This is a genomic window from Enterobacter sp. V87_3 (genome assembly GCF_029967835.1).
Lineage (GTDB): Bacteria > Pseudomonadota > Gammaproteobacteria > Enterobacterales > Enterobacteriaceae > Enterobacter > Enterobacter cancerogenus.
Window position 1 is genome coordinate 62,092 of record NZ_JASCAM010000016.1, and the last position, 17,827, is coordinate 79,918.

Consider the following 17,827-nt stretch of genomic DNA (forward strand, 5'->3'; position numbering starts at 1 on the left):
GTAGCGCCTCGCAGGAAAACCCTTTCAAACTGGACGTTTATACAGCACAATTCTATTTTATGCGGGAAATTCGTTGATGCAGGGGGCAGTGTGGATATCTCTATCCTGATTTATGCAGTGGTTGCGCTGGTGAGCGTGGGCGTAGGCTGGCTGATCGCCAGCTACCAGCACGCGCAGCAAAAGGCCGACCAGCTGGCAGAGCGTGAAGAGATGGTTGCCGAACTAAGCGCGGTAAAACAACAGCTTGCCCAAAGTGGTCACTGGCGCGACGAGTGCGAGCTGCTTAATAACGAAGTGCGCAATCTGCGTGATATCAACACCTCGCTGGAAGCCGATCTTCGCGAAGTGACTACCCGCCTTGAATCTACCCAGCTGCATGCGGAAGACAAAATCCGCCAGATGATCAACAGCGAACAACGCCTGAGCGAGCAGTTTGAGAACCTCGCGAACCGCATTTTCGAGCACAGCAACCGCCGCGTTGACGAACAAAACCGCCAAAGTCTGAACAGCCTGCTGACGCCCCTGCGCGAACAGCTTGATGGCTTTCGCCGCCAGGTGCAGGACAGCTTTGGCATGGAGGCGCGAGAGCGCCACACCCTGGCCCATGAAATTCGTAACCTCCAGCAACTGAACGCCCAGATGGCGCAGGAAGCCATCAACCTGACGCGCGCGCTGAAAGGCGATAACAAAGCGCAGGGCAACTGGGGCGAAGTGGTGCTGACCCGCGTGCTGGAAGCCTCTGGCCTGCGGGAAGGGCATGAATACGAGACGCAGGTCAGCATTGAAAACGATGCCCGCTCGCGCATGCAGCCGGATGTGATTGTCCGCCTGCCGCAGGGCAAGGACGTGGTGATTGATGCCAAAATGACGCTGGTGGCGTATGAACGCTACTTCAACGCGGACGATGACTATACCCGCGAATCGGCGCTGCAGGAGCATATCGCGTCGGTGCGTAACCACATTCGTCTGCTGGGCCGCAAAGACTACCAGCAGTTGCCGGGGCTGCGTTCGCTGGACTACGTGCTCATGTTTATCCCGGTCGAACCCGCGTTTCTGCTGGCGCTCGACAGACAGCCCGAACTGATAACGGAAGCGCTGAAAAATAACATTATGCTGGTCAGCCCTACCACGCTGCTGGTGGCCTTGCGCACCATTGCTAACCTGTGGCGCTACGAGCACCAGAGCCGCAATGCGCAGCAGATCGCCGACCGTGCCAGCAAGCTGTACGACAAAATGCGCCTGTTTGTGGACGACATGTCCTCCGTAGGGCAAAGCCTGGATCGCGCCCAGGATAATTACCGCCAGGCGATGAAAAAACTTGCCTCCGGTCGCGGCAATCTTCTGGCTCAGGCGGAGGCGTTCCGCAGCATGGGGGTGGAAGTGAAGCGCGAGATTAATCCGGAACTGGTTGAACAAGCCACGGCGCAGGACGAAGAATTTCGCCTGCGTGAAGGGGCTGGTGAACAAAAGACATCCAGCGAAGACAATGATTTAGCGGCGGGATTATCCGCAGATGAGCAGCCGACGCGTTTCTATCACGGTGGTTGAATCGTAGGGCAAATGCGCCCAATCTGTTACACTTCACAAACATTTTACTGATTAGCAGGCTCTGAGATGGTTGACGATTCACAAGACACAACGCACTTTGGCTTTCAGACTGTCGCCAAAGCGCAGAAAGCTGACATGGTGGCCCACGTATTTCATTCCGTGGCGGCGAAGTACGATGTGATGAATGACTTGATGTCATTCGGTATTCATCGCTTGTGGAAGCGCTTCACCATCGACTGTAGCGGCGTGCGTCGTGGTCAGACTGTACTGGATTTGGCAGGTGGCACGGGCGACTTAACGGCTAAATTCTCCCGCCTGGTGGGGGAAACCGGTCGCGTTGTGCTGGCAGATATCAACGACTCCATGTTGAAAATGGGGCGTGAGAAGCTGCGTAACATCGGGGTTGTCGGCAACGTCGAATACGTGCAGGCAAATGCCGAAGCGCTGCCGTTCCCGGACAACACCTTCGACTGTATCACTATCTCGTTTGGCCTGCGTAACGTCACCGATAAAGACAAAGCGCTGCGCTCTATGTACCGCGTGCTGAAGCCGGGCGGACGCCTGCTGGTGCTGGAGTTCTCCAAACCGATTATCGATCCGCTGAGCAAAGCTTACGACGCCTACTCCTTCCACGTTCTGCCACGCATTGGTGAGCTGGTGGCAAACGATGCAGAGAGCTACCGCTACCTTGCGGAATCTATTCGTATGCACCCCGATCAGGACACCCTGAAGGCGATGATGCAGGATGCAGGTCTCGAAAACGTAGAGTACTTCAACATGACGGCGGGCGTCGTCGCGCTGCATCGCGGTTACAAGTTCTGAGTGGAGGTCTCCTGTGCCCTTTAAGCCTTTAGTCACTGCAGGCATCGAGAATGTACTGAACGCCTTTCTGTACCGTGCGCCTGCACTGAAAGCTGCGCGCCAGCGGTTGAACGGCAAGGTTCTGCGCATTGCGTTAAAAGAGTTCTCGACCCCGCTTGTGCTGGTATTCAGCGAACGCCAGCTTGACGTTCTGGGTGAGTGGGAAGGCGAGGCTGATTGCGCCGTCATCACGCACATGAGCGTGCTGCCAAAACTGCGCGATCGTCAGCAGCTCACGGCGCTGATCCGCAGCGGTGAGCTGGAGGTTGAAGGTGACATCCAGGTTGTGCAGAACTTCGTTGCGCTCAGCGATCTCGCCGAGTTTGACCCGGCAGAGTTGCTCGCGCCGTATATCGGCGACATTGCAGCAGAAGGGATCGGCAAAGCTATTCAGGGCGGAACGGCGATCCTGCGTAAAACGCTGCAACGACAGCAGCGCTATGCAGCGGAAGTGTTAACCGAAGAGTGGCGAATGGCACCGGGACCGCTGGAAGTGGCATGGTTTGCAGAAGAGACGGCGGCCGTAGAACGTGCGGTTGATGCATTAACCAAACGGCTGGAAAAACTGGAGGGCAAATGACGCCTGGTGAAATTCGGCGCCTCTACTTTATCGTTCAGACATTTTTGAGTTACGGGCTCGACGAGCTTATCCCCAAAATGCGTATCACGCTGCCGCTTCGTCTCTGGCGGCGAACGTTGTTCTGGATGCCCAATCGCCATAAAGACCAGGAGTTAGGTGAACGCCTGCGTCTGGCGTTACAGGAGCTTGGTCCGGTCTGGATTAAGTTCGGGCAGATGCTCTCGACCCGTCGCGATCTCTTCCCGCCACAAATTGCCGATCAGCTTGCGCTCCTGCAGGATCGCGTTGCGCCGTTTGACGGCGCACGGGCCAAAAAGCAGATTGAACAGGCGATGGGCAACATTCCTGTTGAAACCTGGTTTGATGATTTTGACATTCAGCCGCTTGCCTCGGCCTCTATCGCTCAGGTGCATACCGCGCGCCTGAAAGAGAACGGCAAAGAGGTGGTAATCAAGGTTATCCGCCCTGATATCCTGCCGATTATCAGAGCCGATATGAAGCTTATCTATCGCCTTGCGCGCTGGGTACCGCGTCTGCTGCCTGACGGACGTCGTCTACGTCCGCTGGAAGTGGTGCGTGAGTATGAAAAAACGTTGATTGATGAACTCAATCTGCTGCGTGAATCCGCGAACGCCATTCAGCTGCGCCGCAACTTTGAAGGCAGCCCGATGCTCTACGTGCCGGAGGTCTACTCAGACTATTGCAGCGAAGGCATGATGGTGATGGAGCGCATTTACGGCATTCCTGTTTCCGATGTGGCTGCGCTGGAAAAGCAGGGAACCAACATGAAGCTGCTGGCCGAGCGCGGGGTTCAGGTCTTCTTTACTCAGGTCTTCCGCGACAGCTTCTTCCATGCGGATATGCACCCGGGCAACATTTTTGTCAGCTACGAACACCCTGAAAACCCGAAATACATCGGTATCGACTGCGGTATTGTCGGCTCGCTGAACAAAGAAGATAAACGCTACCTCGCAGAGAACTTTATCGCGTTCTTTAATCGCGATTACCGCAAGGTGGCTGAACTGCACGTCGATTCCGGCTGGGTTCCGCCGGATACCAACGTCGAAGAATTTGAGTTTGCGATCCGTACGGTCTGTGAACCGATTTTTGAAAAACCGCTGTCGGAGATCTCTTTCGGCCACGTTTTACTCAATCTATTTAATACTGCGCGTCGCTTCAACATGGAAGTGCAGCCTCAATTAGTTTTACTTCAGAAAACACTACTTTACGTTGAGGGCGTAGGCCGCCAGCTCTATCCTCAGTTAGACTTGTGGAAAACGGCGAAGCCTTTCCTTGAATCGTGGATTAAAGATCAGGTCGGTATTCCGGCGCTGGTTCGCTCCTTAAAAGAGAAAGGACCGTTCTGGATTGAAAAAATGCCTGAAATTCCTGAACTGGTTTACGACAGTTTGCGTCAGAGCAAGAACCTTCAGCACAGCATGGATACAATCGCCCACGAGCTTAAAACCAGTCGTGCACGTCAGGGTCAGTCACGTTATCTCTTTGGGATAGGGGCGACACTGCTGCTAAGCGGCACGCTGCTGCTGATCAATCGTCCGGACTGGGAGATGATGCCCGCCTGGCTGATGGCCGCGGGCGTCGTGGTCTGGCTCGCTGGCTGGAGAAAAACGCGCTGAATTGGCATCGCTATCGACAGGTTGCATACGTATAATGCGATCTGGTTAATTAATCATCTATCACTGGGGAACACGTATGGGTGGTATCAGTATCTGGCAATTGTTAATCATTGCCGTCATCGTCGTACTGCTGTTTGGTACGAAGAAACTCGGTTCTATCGGTTCCGATCTGGGTGCATCTATCAAAGGCTTTAAGAAAGCCATGGGCGATGATGAAAGTAAGCAGGACAAAGCCAGCCAGGATGCGGACTTCACTGCTAAAACCATCGCTGATAAGCAAGATGAAGCCAAAAAGGAAGACGCTAAACGCCACGATAAAGAGCAGGTGTAATTCGTGTTCGATATTGGTTTTGGTGAGTTACTGCTGGTCTTCGTGATTGGCCTGATTGTACTGGGGCCGCAACGTTTACCCGTCGCGGTAAAAACCGTTGCGGGTTGGGTACGTGCGCTGCGATCGCTGGCTACGACAGTACAAAACGAGCTGGCACAGGAGCTTAAGCTTCAGGAATTTCAGGACAGCCTGAAAAAGGTTGAGAAGGCGAGCATGGACAACCTGACGCCGGAGCTGAAAGCCTCGATGGACGAACTGCGCGAAGCGGCGGAATCCATGAAGCGGTCTTACAGCATTAACGATCCTGAAAAGGCGAGCGATGAAGCTAACACCATCCATAACCCGGTGGTGAAAGGCAGCGAAGAACAGCGTGAGGGCGTAACGCCATCAAGCGCTGAGCATCAGGCCGCTGCGCCTGAGCAGACGCCGCAGGAATCCGAAGTGAAAAAACCGGTGCAGCCGGAAGAGCCCGTGGTAAAAGCGGCTGAAGCAAAGCCCGCTGCCCCCGTTTCCGAATCATCCCCTTCGTCGAGTGATAAAGCGTAAACATGGCAGTAGATGATACTCAACCGCTCATTGCGCACCTGATTGAGCTGCGTAAGCGCCTGTTAAACTGCATTATTGCGGTTTTTCTCATTTTCCTGTGCCTGGTCTATTTTGCTAATGACATCTATCAGGTGGTCTCCGCGCCGCTGATTAAGCAAATGCCGCTGGGTGCAACGATGATCGCAACGGACGTTGCGTCACCGTTCTTTACCCCGATTAAGCTGACATTCTGGGTGTCGCTGATCGCCTCTGCGCCAGTCATTCTGTATCAGGTCTGGGCGTTTGTGGCGCCTGCGCTGTACAGACACGAACGCAAGCTGGTGATCCCGCTGCTGGTGTCCAGCTCCCTGCTGTTCTATATCGGCATGGCGTTCGCTTACTTTGTGGTCTTCCCGCTGGCCTTTGGCTTCCTGACGCATACCGCGCCGGTGGGCGTTCAGGTATCGACGGACATTGCCAGCTACCTCAGCTTCGTTATGGCGCTGTTCATGGCGTTTGGCGTGGCGTTTGAAGTGCCGGTAGCCATTGTGCTGCTCTGCTGGGTGGGCGTCACCACGCCTGACGATCTGCGCAAAAAGCGCCCGTATATCCTGGTCGGAGCATTTGTTGTGGGCATGCTGCTGACGCCGCCGGACGTTTTCTCCCAAACGCTGCTGGCTATACCGATGTACTGCCTGTTTGAAGTCGGGGTGTTCTTCTCGCGCTTCTATGTGGGTAAAGGACGTCGGCAGAACGAAGAAGACGACGAGTCTGAACAGACCACAGAAGAATAAAACCAGCCGCCCGTCAGGGCGGTTGTCATATGGGGAAGCGCATGTTTGATATTGGACTCAATCTCACCAGCCCGCAGTTTGCCAAAGATGTCGACGACGTCGTCGCGCGCGCGTTTGCCGCAGGGGTAAAAGGCCTGTTGCTGACGGGAACCAACCTGCATGAGAGCGAGCAGGCGCAGCAGCTGGCGCAACGTTATGACCATTGCTGGTCAACGGCAGGGGTACACCCTCACGACAGCAGTCACTGGACGGATCGCAGCGCTGAAACGCTCCGTCAGTTGGCGATGACGCCTGAGGTGGTCGCCATCGGTGAGTGCGGTCTCGATTTTAACCGCAACTTTTCAACGCCTGATGAGCAGGAACAGGCCTTTACCGCCCAGCTTGCTCTGGCAGCCGAGCTGGAAATGCCGGTATTCATGCATTGCCGCGACGCCCACGAACGTTTCCTCACGCTGCTGGAACCGTGGCTAGATAAGCTGCCGGGGGCCGTGTTGCACTGTTTTACCGGATCGCGGCAGGAGGCACTTGAGTGCCTGCAGCGTGGGCTGTATTTGGGGATAACCGGCTGGGTTTGCGATGAGCGTCGTGGGCTTGAACTGCGCGACTTACTGCCCGTCATTCCGGCTGATCGCCTGCTGGTTGAAACGGATGCGCCCTATTTATTGCCGCGCGATATAAAGCCCAAACCGGCCTCTCGGCGTAACGAACCGGCCTGGCTGGGGCATATCGTTGAACGCGTGGCGCACTGGCGCGGGGACGATCCGCAGTGGCTGTCAGCACAAACGGATGACAACGTTCGCCGCCTGTTTGGGATAACGTTTTAAACTTTGCGAAAGTCGGTGTTTTTGACGCTTTGCAGCACCTGTTTATTCAGAAGGTTTAGCAGCAGCATGGAGCGGGCTTCCCCGTCCGGCTCAGAGAAGATAGCCTGAAGGCCTTCAAACGCGCCTTCGGTGATCACCACGCTATCGCCCGCATAGGGCGTTTCCGGGTCGGTTATTCCTTCCGGTTGCTGATAGACCGATAGCTGATGGATAACCGTTGAGGGGACCGTCGCGGGGCTGGCACCAAAACGCACAAAGTGGCTGACGCCGCGCGTGGCGCTGATGGTCGTAGTGTGGATGACTTCCGGGTCGAATTCGACGAACAGATAGTTTGGGAACAGAGGTTCGCTGACGAGGGCGCGTTTGCCACGCTGCATTTTTTCAAGCGTGATCACGGGCGTCAGGCAGTTCACAGACTGACGTTCCAGATGTTCCTGCGCGCGTTGAAGTTGCCCGCGTTTGCAATACAGTAAATACCAGGCCTGCATAATCACTCTTTCCCTTTATTCGGGGCGCAAGCATACCAAAATCCAGGTGGGATCGCTAAGGTGATTATAATGGCCGGAAAGGAAGTAAGTCGCAGAAATTCACCCCAATTTAACAAAATTACAGCATCACGCAGGCTTACGCCGTATAATGAAGCGCTTACAGAGAGGCCATGACTAACTGCATGAAATACCACGATCTACGCGACTTCCTGGCACTGCTGGAAAAGCAGGGCGAACTCAAACGCATTACGCTTCCTGTCGATCCCTTTCTGGAGATGACAGAAATTGCCGACCGCACCCTGCGTGCCGGTGGCCCCGCTTTGTTGTTTGAAAATCCAAAAGGCTATTCCATGCCGGTGCTGTGCAACCTGTTCGGCACACCGCGTCGCGTAGCGATGGGGATGGGGCAAGAGGATGTCACGGCGCTACGTGAAGTGGGCAAACTGCTGGCCTTTCTGAAAGAGCCTGAACCACCAAAAGGTTTCCGCGATTTATTCGACAAACTGCCGCAGTTTAAGCAGGTGTTGAACATGCCAACCAAACGCCTGCGCGGTGCGCCGTGCCAGCAGAAAGTGCTGGAAGGCGACGCGGTTGATCTGACAAAAATCCCGATTATGCAGTGCTGGCCCGAAGATGCCGCGCCGCTCATTACCTGGGGCCTGACCGTAACGCGTGGCCCGCACAAAGAGCGCCAGAATCTCGGCATTTATCGCCAGCAGCGGATTGGAAAAAACAAACTCATCATGCGCTGGTTGTCCCATCGCGGTGGCGCACTGGACTTCCAGGAGTGGTGTGCAGCGCATCCCGGCGAGCGTTTCCCTGTTTCTGTCGCGCTGGGTGCTGACCCGGCGACGATCCTTGGGGCGGTCACACCCGTGCCGGATACGCTCTCCGAATACGCCTTTGCGGGACTTTTGCGCGGCACGAAAACCGAAGTGGTGAAGTGCATCTCTAATGACCTGGAAGTGCCGGCCAGCGCTGAGATTGTTCTCGAAGGTTATATTGAGCAGGGCGAGCTGGCACCGGAAGGGCCGTACGGCGACCACACGGGCTATTACAACGAAGTGGATAACTTCCCGGTGTTTACCGTAACGCACATTACCCAGCGTGACGATCCGATTTACCACTCGACCTATACGGGCCGTCCACCGGATGAACCGGCTGTGCTGGGCGTGGCGCTGAACGAAGTGTTTGTGCCGATCCTGCAAAAGCAGTTCCCGGAAATCGTTGATTTCTATCTGCCGCCGGAAGGGTGCTCTTACCGCCTGGCCGTTGTGACCATCAAAAAGCAGTATGCCGGTCATGCTAAACGCGTGATGATGGGCGTATGGTCTTTCCTGCGCCAGTTTATGTATACCAAATTTGTGATTGTCTGCGATGATGACGTCAATGCCCGCGACTGGAATGACGTTATCTGGGCCATTACCACGCGTATGGATCCGGCGCGCGACACGGTGCTGGTGGAAAACACACCGATTGATTATCTGGATTTTGCCTCGCCGGTTTCCGGCCTTGGCTCAAAGATGGGACTGGATGCCACGAATAAATGGCCTGGCGAAACCGACCGTGAATGGGGTCGCCCGATCGAAAAAGATCCTGCCGTGACCGCGCGCATTGACGCGATCTGGGACGAGCTGGCCATAATGAGTAACGGTAAAACTGAATCTGACCGTTAAGCCCTATAGACTTCCCGACAGAGAGAGCGAATGACAACCTTAAGCTGTAAAGTGACTTCGGTAGATGCCATTACCGACACCGTATATCGCGTCCGTTTAACGCCTGAAGCGCCATTCTCTTTCCGCGCTGGTCAGTACTTAATGGTTGTGATGGATGAGCGCGATAAGCGTCCTTTCTCGATGGCTTCAACGCCTGCTGAGCAGGAATTTATTGAGCTGCATATCGGTGCGTCAGAGCTTAACCTGTATGCGATGGCGGTGATGGATCGCATTCTGAAGGAGCGTGAAATCGTCGTGGATATTCCACACGGTGAAGCCTGGTTGCGTGATGACGAAGAGCGTCCCCTAATCCTGATTGCCGGTGGCACCGGCTTCTCCTACGTGCGTTCGATTCTGCTGACCGCGCTGGCGCGCAACCCGAATCGTGATATCACGATTTACTGGGGCGGCCGTGAAGAGAAGCATCTGTACGATCTGTCTGAACTGGAAGCGCTGAGCGTAACCCATCCGAACCTGCGCATTGAGCCAGTTGTTGAGCAGCCTGAAGAGGGCTGGCGTGGACGCAACGGGACGGTGTTAACGGCGGTACTGCAGGATTACGGTACGCTGGCGGGGCACGATATCTATATTGCCGGTCGTTTCGAAATGGCGAAAATTGCCCGTGACCTGTTCTGCAATGAACGCGATGCGCGTGAGGACCGTCTCTTCGGCGATGCGTTTGCGTTCATTTAAATAAAAAAACCCGCCCCTGACAGGCGGGAAGAACGGCAACTAAACTGTCTTTCTTCGCCAATGACGCCATAACTGCGTTAGCTGCGCTCGTTCACCCGAATCACTTACTTGAGTAAGCTCATCGGGATTCGCTCGCTTGCCGCCTTGTTCTGACGCCATTGGCTTTGAGATACTTTTCCTTATTTACACTCTTTCAAATACCGTCGCGATACCCTGACCCAGCCCGATACACATTGTTGCCAGGCCAAACTGGGCATCTTTGCGTTCCATCAGGTTAATCAGCGTGGTGCTGATACGCGCGCCGGAACAGCCCAGAGGGTGACCAAGGGCGATCGCCCCGCCGTTGAGGTTAATCTTCTCGTCGATCTGCTCCATTAGCCCCAGATCTTTAATGCACGGCAGGATCTGCGCGGCGAAGGCTTCGTTCATCTCAAAGAGATCGATATCGCTGGCGGTTAAACCGGCTTTTTTCAGCGCCAGCGTTGAGGCGGGAACCGGACCGTAACCCATAATCGACGGGTCGCAGCCGACAACCGCCATTGAACGCACTCGGGCGCGTGGCGTCAGGCCCAGCTCGCGGGCGCGGCTTTCGCTCATCACCAGCATCGCGGCTGCACCGTCGGAAAGCGCAGACGAGGTGCCTGCGGTCACCGTGCCGGTGACCGGATCAAAGGCAGGACGCAGCGTGGAGAGTCCTTCGACGGTTGTCTCCGGGCGGATCACTTCGTCCCAGGTAAACTGCTTCAGCACGCCGTCGGCATCATGACCGCCGGTGGGAATGATCTCGTTCTTAAACGCGCCGGACTGCGTGGCGGCCCAGGCGCGGGCGTGAGAGCGCGCGGCAAAGGCATCCTGCATTTCACGGCTGATACCGTGCAGGCGTGAGAGCATCTCGGCGGTCAGCCCCATCATACCGGCGGCTTTCGCGACGTTGCGGCTCATGCCCGGATGGAAATCGACACCGTGGCTCATGGGTACGTGGCCCATATGTTCCACGCCGCCGACCAGGCACGCCTGCGCATCACCGGTCATGATCATGCGGGCCGCGTCGTGCAGCGCCTGCATTGACGAGCCGCACAGGCGGTTGACGGTGACGGCCGGAACCGAATGCGGGATCTCCGCCAGCAGCGACGCGTTACGGGCGATGTTGAAGCCCTGCTCCAGCGTTTGCTGCACGCAGCCCCAGTAGATATCGTCCAGCGCCGCAGGATCCAGCGCCGGGTTGCGCGCCAGCAGGCTGCGCATCAGGTGTGCGGAGAGGTCTTCCGCGCGTACGTTGCGAAAGGCTCCGCCCTTGGAACGGCCCATCGGGGTACGAATTGCATCAACAATGACAACCTTTTCCATTGTGACTCCTTAAGCCGTTTTCAGCTCGCCAACCGGACGGGCGGGCTCAACTGCGGGATAGTAGGGTTCGTTATGGTGCGCTTTGTTACGCAGACCTTCCGGCACGTCATAGAGCGGGCCGAGGTGCTGGTACTGCTGCGCCATATCGAGATATTTTGCGCTGCCGAGCGTATCCAGCCAGCGGAACGCGCCGCCGTGGAACGGTGGGAAGCCAAGGCCATAGACCAGCGCCATATCCGCTTCGGCCGGGCTGGCGATAATGCCTTCTTCCAGGCAACGCACCACTTCGTTAATCATCGGAATCATCATCCGGGCGATGATTTCTTCGTCGGTAAAGTCCCGTTTTGGCTGACTAACGTCGGACAACAGGCCATCCACCGCCGGATCTTCTTCTTTCTTCGGCTTGCCCTTGCTGTCTTCTTTATAGCGCCAGAAGCCCAGGCCGTTTTTCTGACCAAAACGGTTGGCGTCAAACAGCGCGTCAATCGCGTCGCGGTAATCTTTCTGCATACGCTGCGGGAAGCCCGCCGCCATCACCGCCTGCGCGTGATGTGCGGTATCAATGCCGACCACATCCAGCAGGTATGCCGGGCCCATTGGCCAGCCGAACTGTTTTTCCATCACTTTATCGACTTTGCGGAAGTCTGCGCCGTCGCGCAGCAGCTGGCTGAAGCCGGCGAAGTACGGGAACAGCACGCGGTTGACGAAGAAGCCCGGACAGTCATTCACCACGATCGGCGTTTTGCCCATTTTGCTGGCCCACGCCACCACTTTGGCGATGGTCTCGTCAGAGGTTTTTTCACCGCGGATCACTTCGACCAGCGGCATACGGTGCACCGGGTTGAAGAAGTGCATGCCGCAGAAGTTTTCCGGGCGCTTTAATACGCTTGCCAGTTCGCTAATCGGAATGGTGGAGGTGTTCGAGGCCAGAACGGTGTCCGGGCGAACCTTATCTTCGGTCTCGGCCAGTACCGCTTTTTTGACCTTCGGATTCTCAACGACCGCTTCCACTACCACGTCCACGCGATCGAAACCGCTGTATTCCAGCGTGGGCTGGATCGTGGAGATCACGCTGGACAGCTTCAGGCCGTCAATTTTGCCGCGCTCCAGCTGTTTGTTGAGCAGTTTGGCCGCTTCGGTCATGCCCAGCGTAAGGGATTTATCGCTGATATCCTTCATCACCACCGGCACGCCTTTCCAGGCCGACTGATAAGCAATACCGCCGCCCATAATGCCTGCGCCGAGCACCGCCGCGTGTTTTGGCGTCTCAACGTGTTTGGTCAACTGTTTGGCTTTACCCTTCACGAACTGATCGTTCAGGAAAATGCCAACCAGCGCGCGGGCCTCATTGGTGTGCGCCAGCGGGACAAAGCTTTGGTTTTCAAGCTTCAGGGCTTCATCACGTCCCAGGCGGGCTGCCGCCTCGATGGTTTTCACCGCGGTGATCGGCGCCGGATAGTGTTTACCCGCCGTTTGCATCACCATGCCTTTGGCGATGGTGAAGCTCATGGCCGCTTCAATTTTGCTGAGCTTTAACGGCTCGAGCTTCGGCTGGCGTTTGGCTTTCCAGTCGAGATCGCCATTGATTGCCTGACGCAGAACCGCAACAGAACCCTCAATCAGTTTTTCCTGCTTAACGACGCCATCCACCAGGCCGATTTTCAGCGCCTGCTCCGCGCCAACATCTTTACCGGCGGCAATGATCTCCAGCGCGCTGTCGGCACCGAGCATGCGTGGCATACGCACGGAACCGCCAAAGCCCGGCATGATGCCCAGTTTGGTTTCCGGCAGGCCGATGCGCAGGTCTGGCGTGGCCAGACGATAATCGGTGGCCAGCACGCACTCGCAACCGCCGCCCAGCGCATAGCCGTTCACGGCGGAGATCGTCGGAACCGGTAAATCTTCCAGACGATTAAAGACGCTGTTGGCAAAGTGCAGCCACTGGCTCAGCTGTTCTTCCGGAACGAGGAACAGCGAGAGGAATTCGGTGATATCCGCACCGACAATAAAGGCCGCTTTATTTGAGCGCAGCAGCAGCCCTTTTAAATCAGGTTGTTTTTCAAGCACGTCCAGCGCCTGGCCAAGGCTGGCCACCGTCGCGGTATCGAGCTTGTTGACCGAGCCGGGGGCATCGAACACCAGTTCGGCAATGCCATCTTCCAGCCAGTTGAGGTACAGGGTGTCGCCTTTGTAGAGCATGTCAGTCTCCTGAATCCAGCATGTGGATCTGGTCGTACCAGATGAGACGGAGTGTGGGATTTATGTTAAAAAAATGCAAATCACTCATTAAGAAATTGCTGCATTGATCACGGTCGGTGGAAATCACGCAGTGAGGGAGAGGTGTGCTAAGATGCGATGACTTGAGGTCAATAAAACGAAAGGAAGAATGATGGACTCACTGGCTTCGCTTTATAAAAATCATATCGTTACCCTACAGGAACGTACCCGCGATGTGCTGGCGCGCTTTAAGCTGGACGCGCTGCTGATTCACTCCGGTGAGCTGATGAACACGTTTCTCGACGATCATGCTTATCCCTTCAAAGTTAACCCGCAGTTTAAAGCCTGGGTGCCGGTAACACAGGTTCCCAACTGCTGGCTGCTGGTGGATGGCGTGAACAAGCCGAAACTGTGGTTCTACCTGCCGGTGGACTACTGGCACAACGTGGAACCGCTGCCGACGTCCTTCTGGACGGAAGAAATTGATGTGATTGCGCTGCCGAAAGCCGACGGCATTGGCAGCCAGTTGCCCGCTGCGCGCGGCAATATCGCCTATATCGGCCCTGTTGCGGAGCGCGCGCTGGGTCTGGATATTCCGGCAGATAAACTCAACCCGAAAGGGGTGCTGGATTACCTGCACTATAACCGCGCTTATAAAACCGATTACGAACTGTACTGCATGCGCCAGGCGCAAAAAACGGCCGTTACCGGCCACCGTGCGGCGCATGAAGCCTTCCTGTCCGGCATGAGCGAGTTCGATATCAACCAGGCCTATCTGACTGCCACCGGTCACCGTGATACCGATGTTCCTTACAGCAACATTGTGGCGCTGAACGAGCATGCCTCTGTACTGCACTACACCAAACTGGATCACCATGTACCGTCTGAGATGCGCAGCTTCCTGCTGGATGCGGGCGCGGAGTACAACGGCTACGCGGCTGACCTGACCCGTACCTGGGCGGCGAATGCGGATACGGACTTTGCGCACCTCATTAAAGACGTTAACGATGAACAGCTGGCGCTTATCAGCACCATGAAAGCGGGCACCAGCTACGTGGATTACCACATCCAGTTCCATCAGCGCATCGCCAAGCTGCTGCGTAAGCATCAGATTGTGAAAGACATGAGCGAAGAGGCGATGGTTGAGAACGATCTGACCGGGCCATTCATGCCGCACGGTATTGGTCACCCGCTGGGTCTGCAGGTTCATGATGTCGCGGGCTTTATGCAGGATGATACCGGCACGCATCTGGCCGCACCGTCAAAATATCCTTTCCTGCGTTGCACCCGCATTCTTGAGCCACGCATGGTGCTGACCATTGAGCCGGGGATCTACTTTATCGAATCCCTGCTGGCACCGTGGCGCGAAGGGCAGTTCAGCAAGCACTTCAACTGGGAAAAAATTGAGGCGCTTAAACCGTTTGGCGGTATCCGTATCGAAGACAACGTGGTCATCCACGAAAACGGTACCGAGAACATGACGCGAGATCTGAAGCTGGCCTGATGGAAAGCTGGCTGATACCGGCTGAACCGGTCACCTGTGTTGAGGAAATCAAGAAAAGCCGTTTTATCACGCTGCTCGCGCATACCGAGGGCGTGGAGGCGGCCAAGGCGTTTGTCGAGTCCGTTCGCGCGCAGCATCCTGACGCACGTCACCACTACGTGGCGTGGGTAGCGGGGCCGCCAAACGACTCGCAGCAGCTGGGGTTTTCAGACGACGGTGAACCGGCGGGTACGGCTGGTAAGCCCATGCTCTCGCAGCTGATGGGCAGCGGCGTGGGCGAGATCACCGCCGTGGTGGTTCGCTACTACGGCGGGATTTTATTAGGCACGGGTGGGCTGGTGAAAGCCTACGGTGGCGGCGTCCAGCAGGCGCTGAATCTGCTGATAACCACCCGCAAAACGCCACTGACCGAATATACTCTGTTATGTGACTACGCCCAGCTGTCGGGCATTGACGCGCTGCTCAGGCAGTTTAACGGCGCGATAGTCCACAGCGATTACCAGGCGATGGTGCAACTGCGTGTGGCGCTTCCACAGGCGGAACTGGCTGCTTTTTCAGCGAAACTCGCTGATTTTAGTCGCGGCGCGTTGCAATTGCTGCCGATTGAAGAATAATCCCCACCTTACTTTTAATACCAAAGGAAGCGGCAGAGATGCATTTTCGTGCCATTACCCGAATCGTTGGACTGCTGGTCATACTCTTTTCCGGGACGATGATCCTCCCTGGACTGGTGGCGCTTCTTTACAGAGACGGTGCGGGTCGCGCGTTTACCCAGACCTTCTTTGTTGCGCTGGCGATCGGTTCGCTGCTGTGGTGGCCAAACCGCCGTGAAAAAGGGGAACTGAAATCGCGCGAGGGGTTCCTGATTGTCGTGCTGTTCTGGACGGTGCTGGGAAGCGTCGGTTCGCTGCCCTTTATCTTCTCTGAACAGCCCAACCTGAGCATCACGGATGCCTTTTTTGAATCCTTCTCCGGCTTAACGACTACCGGTGCCACCACGCTGGTGGGGCTGGATTCGTTACCCCACGCAATCCTCTTTTATCGTCAGATGCTCCAGTGGTTCGGCGGTATGGGGATCATCGTCCTGGCGGTAGCTATTTTGCCTATTCTGGGCGTCGGCGGGATGCAGCTCTATCGTGCTGAAATGCCAGGCCCGCTAAAAGATAACAAAATGCGGCCACGTATTGCCGAGACGGCGAAAACCCTGTGGCTTATCTACGTTTTGCTGACGGTGGCCTGTGCGCTGGCGCTGTGGTTTGCCGGTATGCCCGCATTTGATGCCATCGGACACAGCTTTGCGACCATCGCTATCGGCGGATTTTCAACGCACGACGCCAGCGTGGGCTACTTTGACAGCCCAACGATTAACACCATTATTGCCATCTTTTTGCTGATCTCCGGCTGTAACTATGGCCTGCACTTCTCTTTACTGAGCGGGCGTAGCCTGAAAGTGTACTGGCGTGACCCGGAGTTCCGCATGTTTATTGGCGTGCAGTTAACGCTGGTCATTATCTGTACCCTGGTCCTGTGGTTCCACGACGTTTATACCTCGGCGGTCACAACGCTAAACCAGGCGTTCTTCCAGGTGGTGTCGATGGCGACGACCGCCGGTTTTACCACGGACAGCATTGCGCGCTGGCCGTTGTTCCTGCCGGTCCTGCTGCTTTGCTCCGCGTTTATTGGGGGCTGTGCCGGGTCAACGGGCGGGGGGCTGAAGGTGATTCGAATTCTGCTGTTATTCAAGCAGGGGAACCGTGAGCTGAAACGTCTGGTCCACCCGAACGCGGTCTACAGTATCAAGCTGGGAAACCGCGCACTGCCTGAACGTATTCTCGAAGCCGTGTGGGGGTTCTTCTCCGCCTATGCGCTGGTCTTTATCGTCAGTATGCTGGCTATTATTGCTACCGGCGTTGATGATTTCTCGGCGTTTGCTTCTGTTGTGGCTACGCTTAATAACCTTGGGCCTGGGCTGGGCGTGGTGGCGGATAACTTTGCCAGCATGAACCCGGTCGCGAAGTGGATCTTGATTGCCAACATGCTGTTTGGTCGTCTTGAGGTCTTTACGCTGCTGGTTCTGTTTACCCCAACATTCTGGCGCGAGTAAGGAGTCGTCGGTGAAAACACTTATTCTTTTCTCAACGCGAGACGGGCAAACGCGTGAGATTGCCTCTTATCTTGCTTCTGAATTAAAAGAGCAGGGCATTTACTCGGACGTGGTGAACCTGAACCGTGCCGAACAGATTGCCTGGCAGGATTACGATCGCGTAGTGATTGGCGCGTCTATTCGTTATGGTCATTTCCATCCTGCACTGGACCGTTTCGTGAAGAAACACCTGGCTGCGCTCAGTCGGCTGCCTGGCGCGTTCTATTCGGTCAACCTGGTCGCCCGTAAAGCTGAAAAGCGTACGCCGCAGACAAACAGCTATACGCGTAAGTTTTTGCTGAACTCGCCATGGCAACCCGATCTGTGCGCTGTCTTCGCCGGGGCGCTGCGCTACCCGCATTATCGCTGGTATGACCGGATGATGATCCGCCTGATTATGAAAATGACCGGCGGTGAAACCGATACGCGTAAAGAAGTGGTATATACCGACTGGCTGCAGGTGGCCGGTTTTGCCCGGGAAATCGCACAGTTAACAAGCGATTCGCGGGTAAATTAAGCGTGAAGTTTGAAAAGTGAGCGAACGACAATTTTTTTGTATTTTATGCTTGTCACTTCAGAATAACTCCCTATAATGCGCCTCCACTGACACGGAACAACGG

17 protein-coding genes are annotated in these 17,827 nt (G+C 55.8%); 14 read left to right on the forward strand and 3 right to left on the reverse strand.

Features of this window, described 5'->3' with window-relative positions; genetic code table 11:
- Positions 1-90: 90 nt before the first annotated feature.
- The 8 genes from rmuC (at position 91) to tatD (ending at position 7,100) form a co-directional block, all read left to right on the forward strand.
- Positions 91-1,548 (forward strand): DNA recombination protein RmuC, encoded by a 1,458-nt coding sequence (rmuC, locus tag QLG21_RS07975; RefSeq protein ID WP_058610822.1) that lies wholly within the window; start codon positions 91-93, stop codon positions 1,546-1,548.
- Positions 1,549-1,614: 66 nt separating this feature from the next.
- Positions 1,615-2,370 carry a bifunctional demethylmenaquinone methyltransferase/2-methoxy-6-polyprenyl-1,4-benzoquinol methylase UbiE gene (gene ubiE, locus QLG21_RS07980; RefSeq protein WP_006179275.1) on the forward strand — a complete coding sequence of 252 codons (756 nt, stop codon included), beginning with the start codon at positions 1,615-1,617 and terminating at the stop codon, positions 2,368-2,370.
- 13 nt (positions 2,371-2,383) lie between these two features.
- Complete coding sequence (gene ubiJ / locus QLG21_RS07985) at positions 2,384-2,989, forward strand: ubiquinone biosynthesis protein UbiJ (RefSeq protein WP_058610821.1); 606 nt, start codon at positions 2,384-2,386, stop codon at positions 2,987-2,989.
- Positions 2,986-4,626 carry a ubiquinone biosynthesis regulatory protein kinase UbiB gene (gene ubiB / locus QLG21_RS07990; protein WP_137903825.1) on the forward strand — a complete coding sequence of 547 codons (1,641 nt, stop codon included), beginning with the start codon at positions 2,986-2,988 and terminating at the stop codon, positions 4,624-4,626. The genes ubiJ and ubiB overlap by 4 nt, the downstream gene beginning before the upstream one ends.
- A 76-nt stretch (positions 4,627-4,702) precedes the next feature.
- Positions 4,703-4,957, forward strand: a complete 255-nt coding sequence (gene tatA, locus QLG21_RS07995) for a Sec-independent protein translocase subunit TatA (protein WP_006179278.1) — start codon at positions 4,703-4,705, stop codon at positions 4,955-4,957.
- A 3-nt stretch (positions 4,958-4,960) separates the two neighbouring features.
- Positions 4,961-5,503 (forward strand): Sec-independent protein translocase protein TatB, encoded by a 543-nt coding sequence (gene tatB, locus QLG21_RS08000; RefSeq protein ID WP_006179279.1) that lies wholly within the window; start codon positions 4,961-4,963, stop codon positions 5,501-5,503.
- A 2-nt stretch (positions 5,504-5,505) separates the two neighbouring features.
- The gene (gene tatC / locus QLG21_RS08005; protein ID WP_282484192.1) at positions 5,506-6,276 is read left to right on the forward strand and encodes a Sec-independent protein translocase subunit TatC; all 771 of its coding nucleotides are present in this window, start codon (positions 5,506-5,508) and stop codon (positions 6,274-6,276) included.
- Between the two features lie 41 nt (positions 6,277-6,317).
- A complete protein-coding gene (gene tatD / locus QLG21_RS08010) occupies positions 6,318-7,100 on the forward strand; it encodes a 3'-5' ssDNA/RNA exonuclease TatD (RefSeq protein ID WP_282484193.1) in 783 nt (260 codons plus the stop codon).
- Here tatD and rfaH read toward each other — a convergent pair.
- Entirely contained in the window at positions 7,097-7,588 is a 492-nt protein-coding gene (rfaH, locus tag QLG21_RS08015; protein WP_006179282.1) for a transcription/translation regulatory transformer protein RfaH, read from the reverse strand. The genes tatD and rfaH overlap by 4 nt on opposite strands.
- Before the next feature lie 170 nt (positions 7,589-7,758).
- On the opposite strand from rfaH, the gene ubiD reads away from it, so the two are divergent.
- Together ubiD and fre are read left to right on the forward strand one after the other, a co-directional pair.
- The gene (gene ubiD, locus QLG21_RS08020) at positions 7,759-9,264 is read left to right on the forward strand and encodes a 4-hydroxy-3-polyprenylbenzoate decarboxylase (protein WP_141113613.1); all 1,506 of its coding nucleotides are present in this window, start codon (positions 7,759-7,761) and stop codon (positions 9,262-9,264) included.
- A gap of 30 nt (positions 9,265-9,294) precedes the next feature.
- Entirely contained in the window at positions 9,295-9,996 is a 702-nt protein-coding gene (gene fre, locus QLG21_RS08025) for an NAD(P)H-flavin reductase (RefSeq protein WP_058610818.1), read from the forward strand.
- A gap of 183 nt (positions 9,997-10,179) precedes the next feature.
- Here the strand turns inward: fre and fadA are convergent, their stop codons facing one another.
- Together fadA and fadB are read right to left on the reverse strand one after the other, a co-directional pair.
- Positions 10,180-11,343 (reverse strand): acetyl-CoA C-acyltransferase FadA, encoded by a 1,164-nt coding sequence (gene fadA, locus QLG21_RS08030; RefSeq protein ID WP_006179285.1) that lies wholly within the window; start codon positions 11,341-11,343, stop codon positions 10,180-10,182.
- Between the two features lie 9 nt (positions 11,344-11,352).
- Positions 11,353-13,542, reverse strand: coding sequence for a fatty acid oxidation complex subunit alpha FadB (gene fadB, locus QLG21_RS08035; RefSeq protein WP_006179286.1), 2,190 nt, complete (start codon positions 13,540-13,542; stop codon positions 11,353-11,355).
- Between the two features lie 190 nt (positions 13,543-13,732).
- Here fadB and pepQ point away from each other — a divergent pair, with 190 nt between their 5' ends.
- From pepQ to hemG, 4 genes are read left to right on the forward strand one after another with little or no spacing between them, the layout of a single operon-like run.
- Complete coding sequence (pepQ, locus tag QLG21_RS08040; protein ID WP_042322756.1) at positions 13,733-15,064, forward strand: Xaa-Pro dipeptidase; 1,332 nt, start codon at positions 13,733-13,735, stop codon at positions 15,062-15,064.
- Positions 15,064-15,678 (forward strand): IMPACT family protein, encoded by a 615-nt coding sequence (locus QLG21_RS08045; RefSeq protein WP_282484194.1) that lies wholly within the window; start codon positions 15,064-15,066, stop codon positions 15,676-15,678. The genes pepQ and QLG21_RS08045 overlap by 1 nt, the downstream gene beginning before the upstream one ends.
- 38 nt (positions 15,679-15,716) lie before the next feature.
- Entirely contained in the window at positions 15,717-17,168 is a 1,452-nt protein-coding gene (gene trkH / locus QLG21_RS08050; RefSeq protein ID WP_006179290.1) for a Trk system potassium transporter TrkH, read from the forward strand.
- A 10-nt stretch (positions 17,169-17,178) separates the two neighbouring features.
- On the forward strand, positions 17,179-17,724 hold the full coding sequence (gene hemG, locus QLG21_RS08055) for a menaquinone-dependent protoporphyrinogen IX dehydrogenase (protein WP_137903820.1): 546 nt from the start codon (positions 17,179-17,181) through the stop codon (positions 17,722-17,724).
- Positions 17,725-17,827 lie beyond the last annotated feature (103 nt).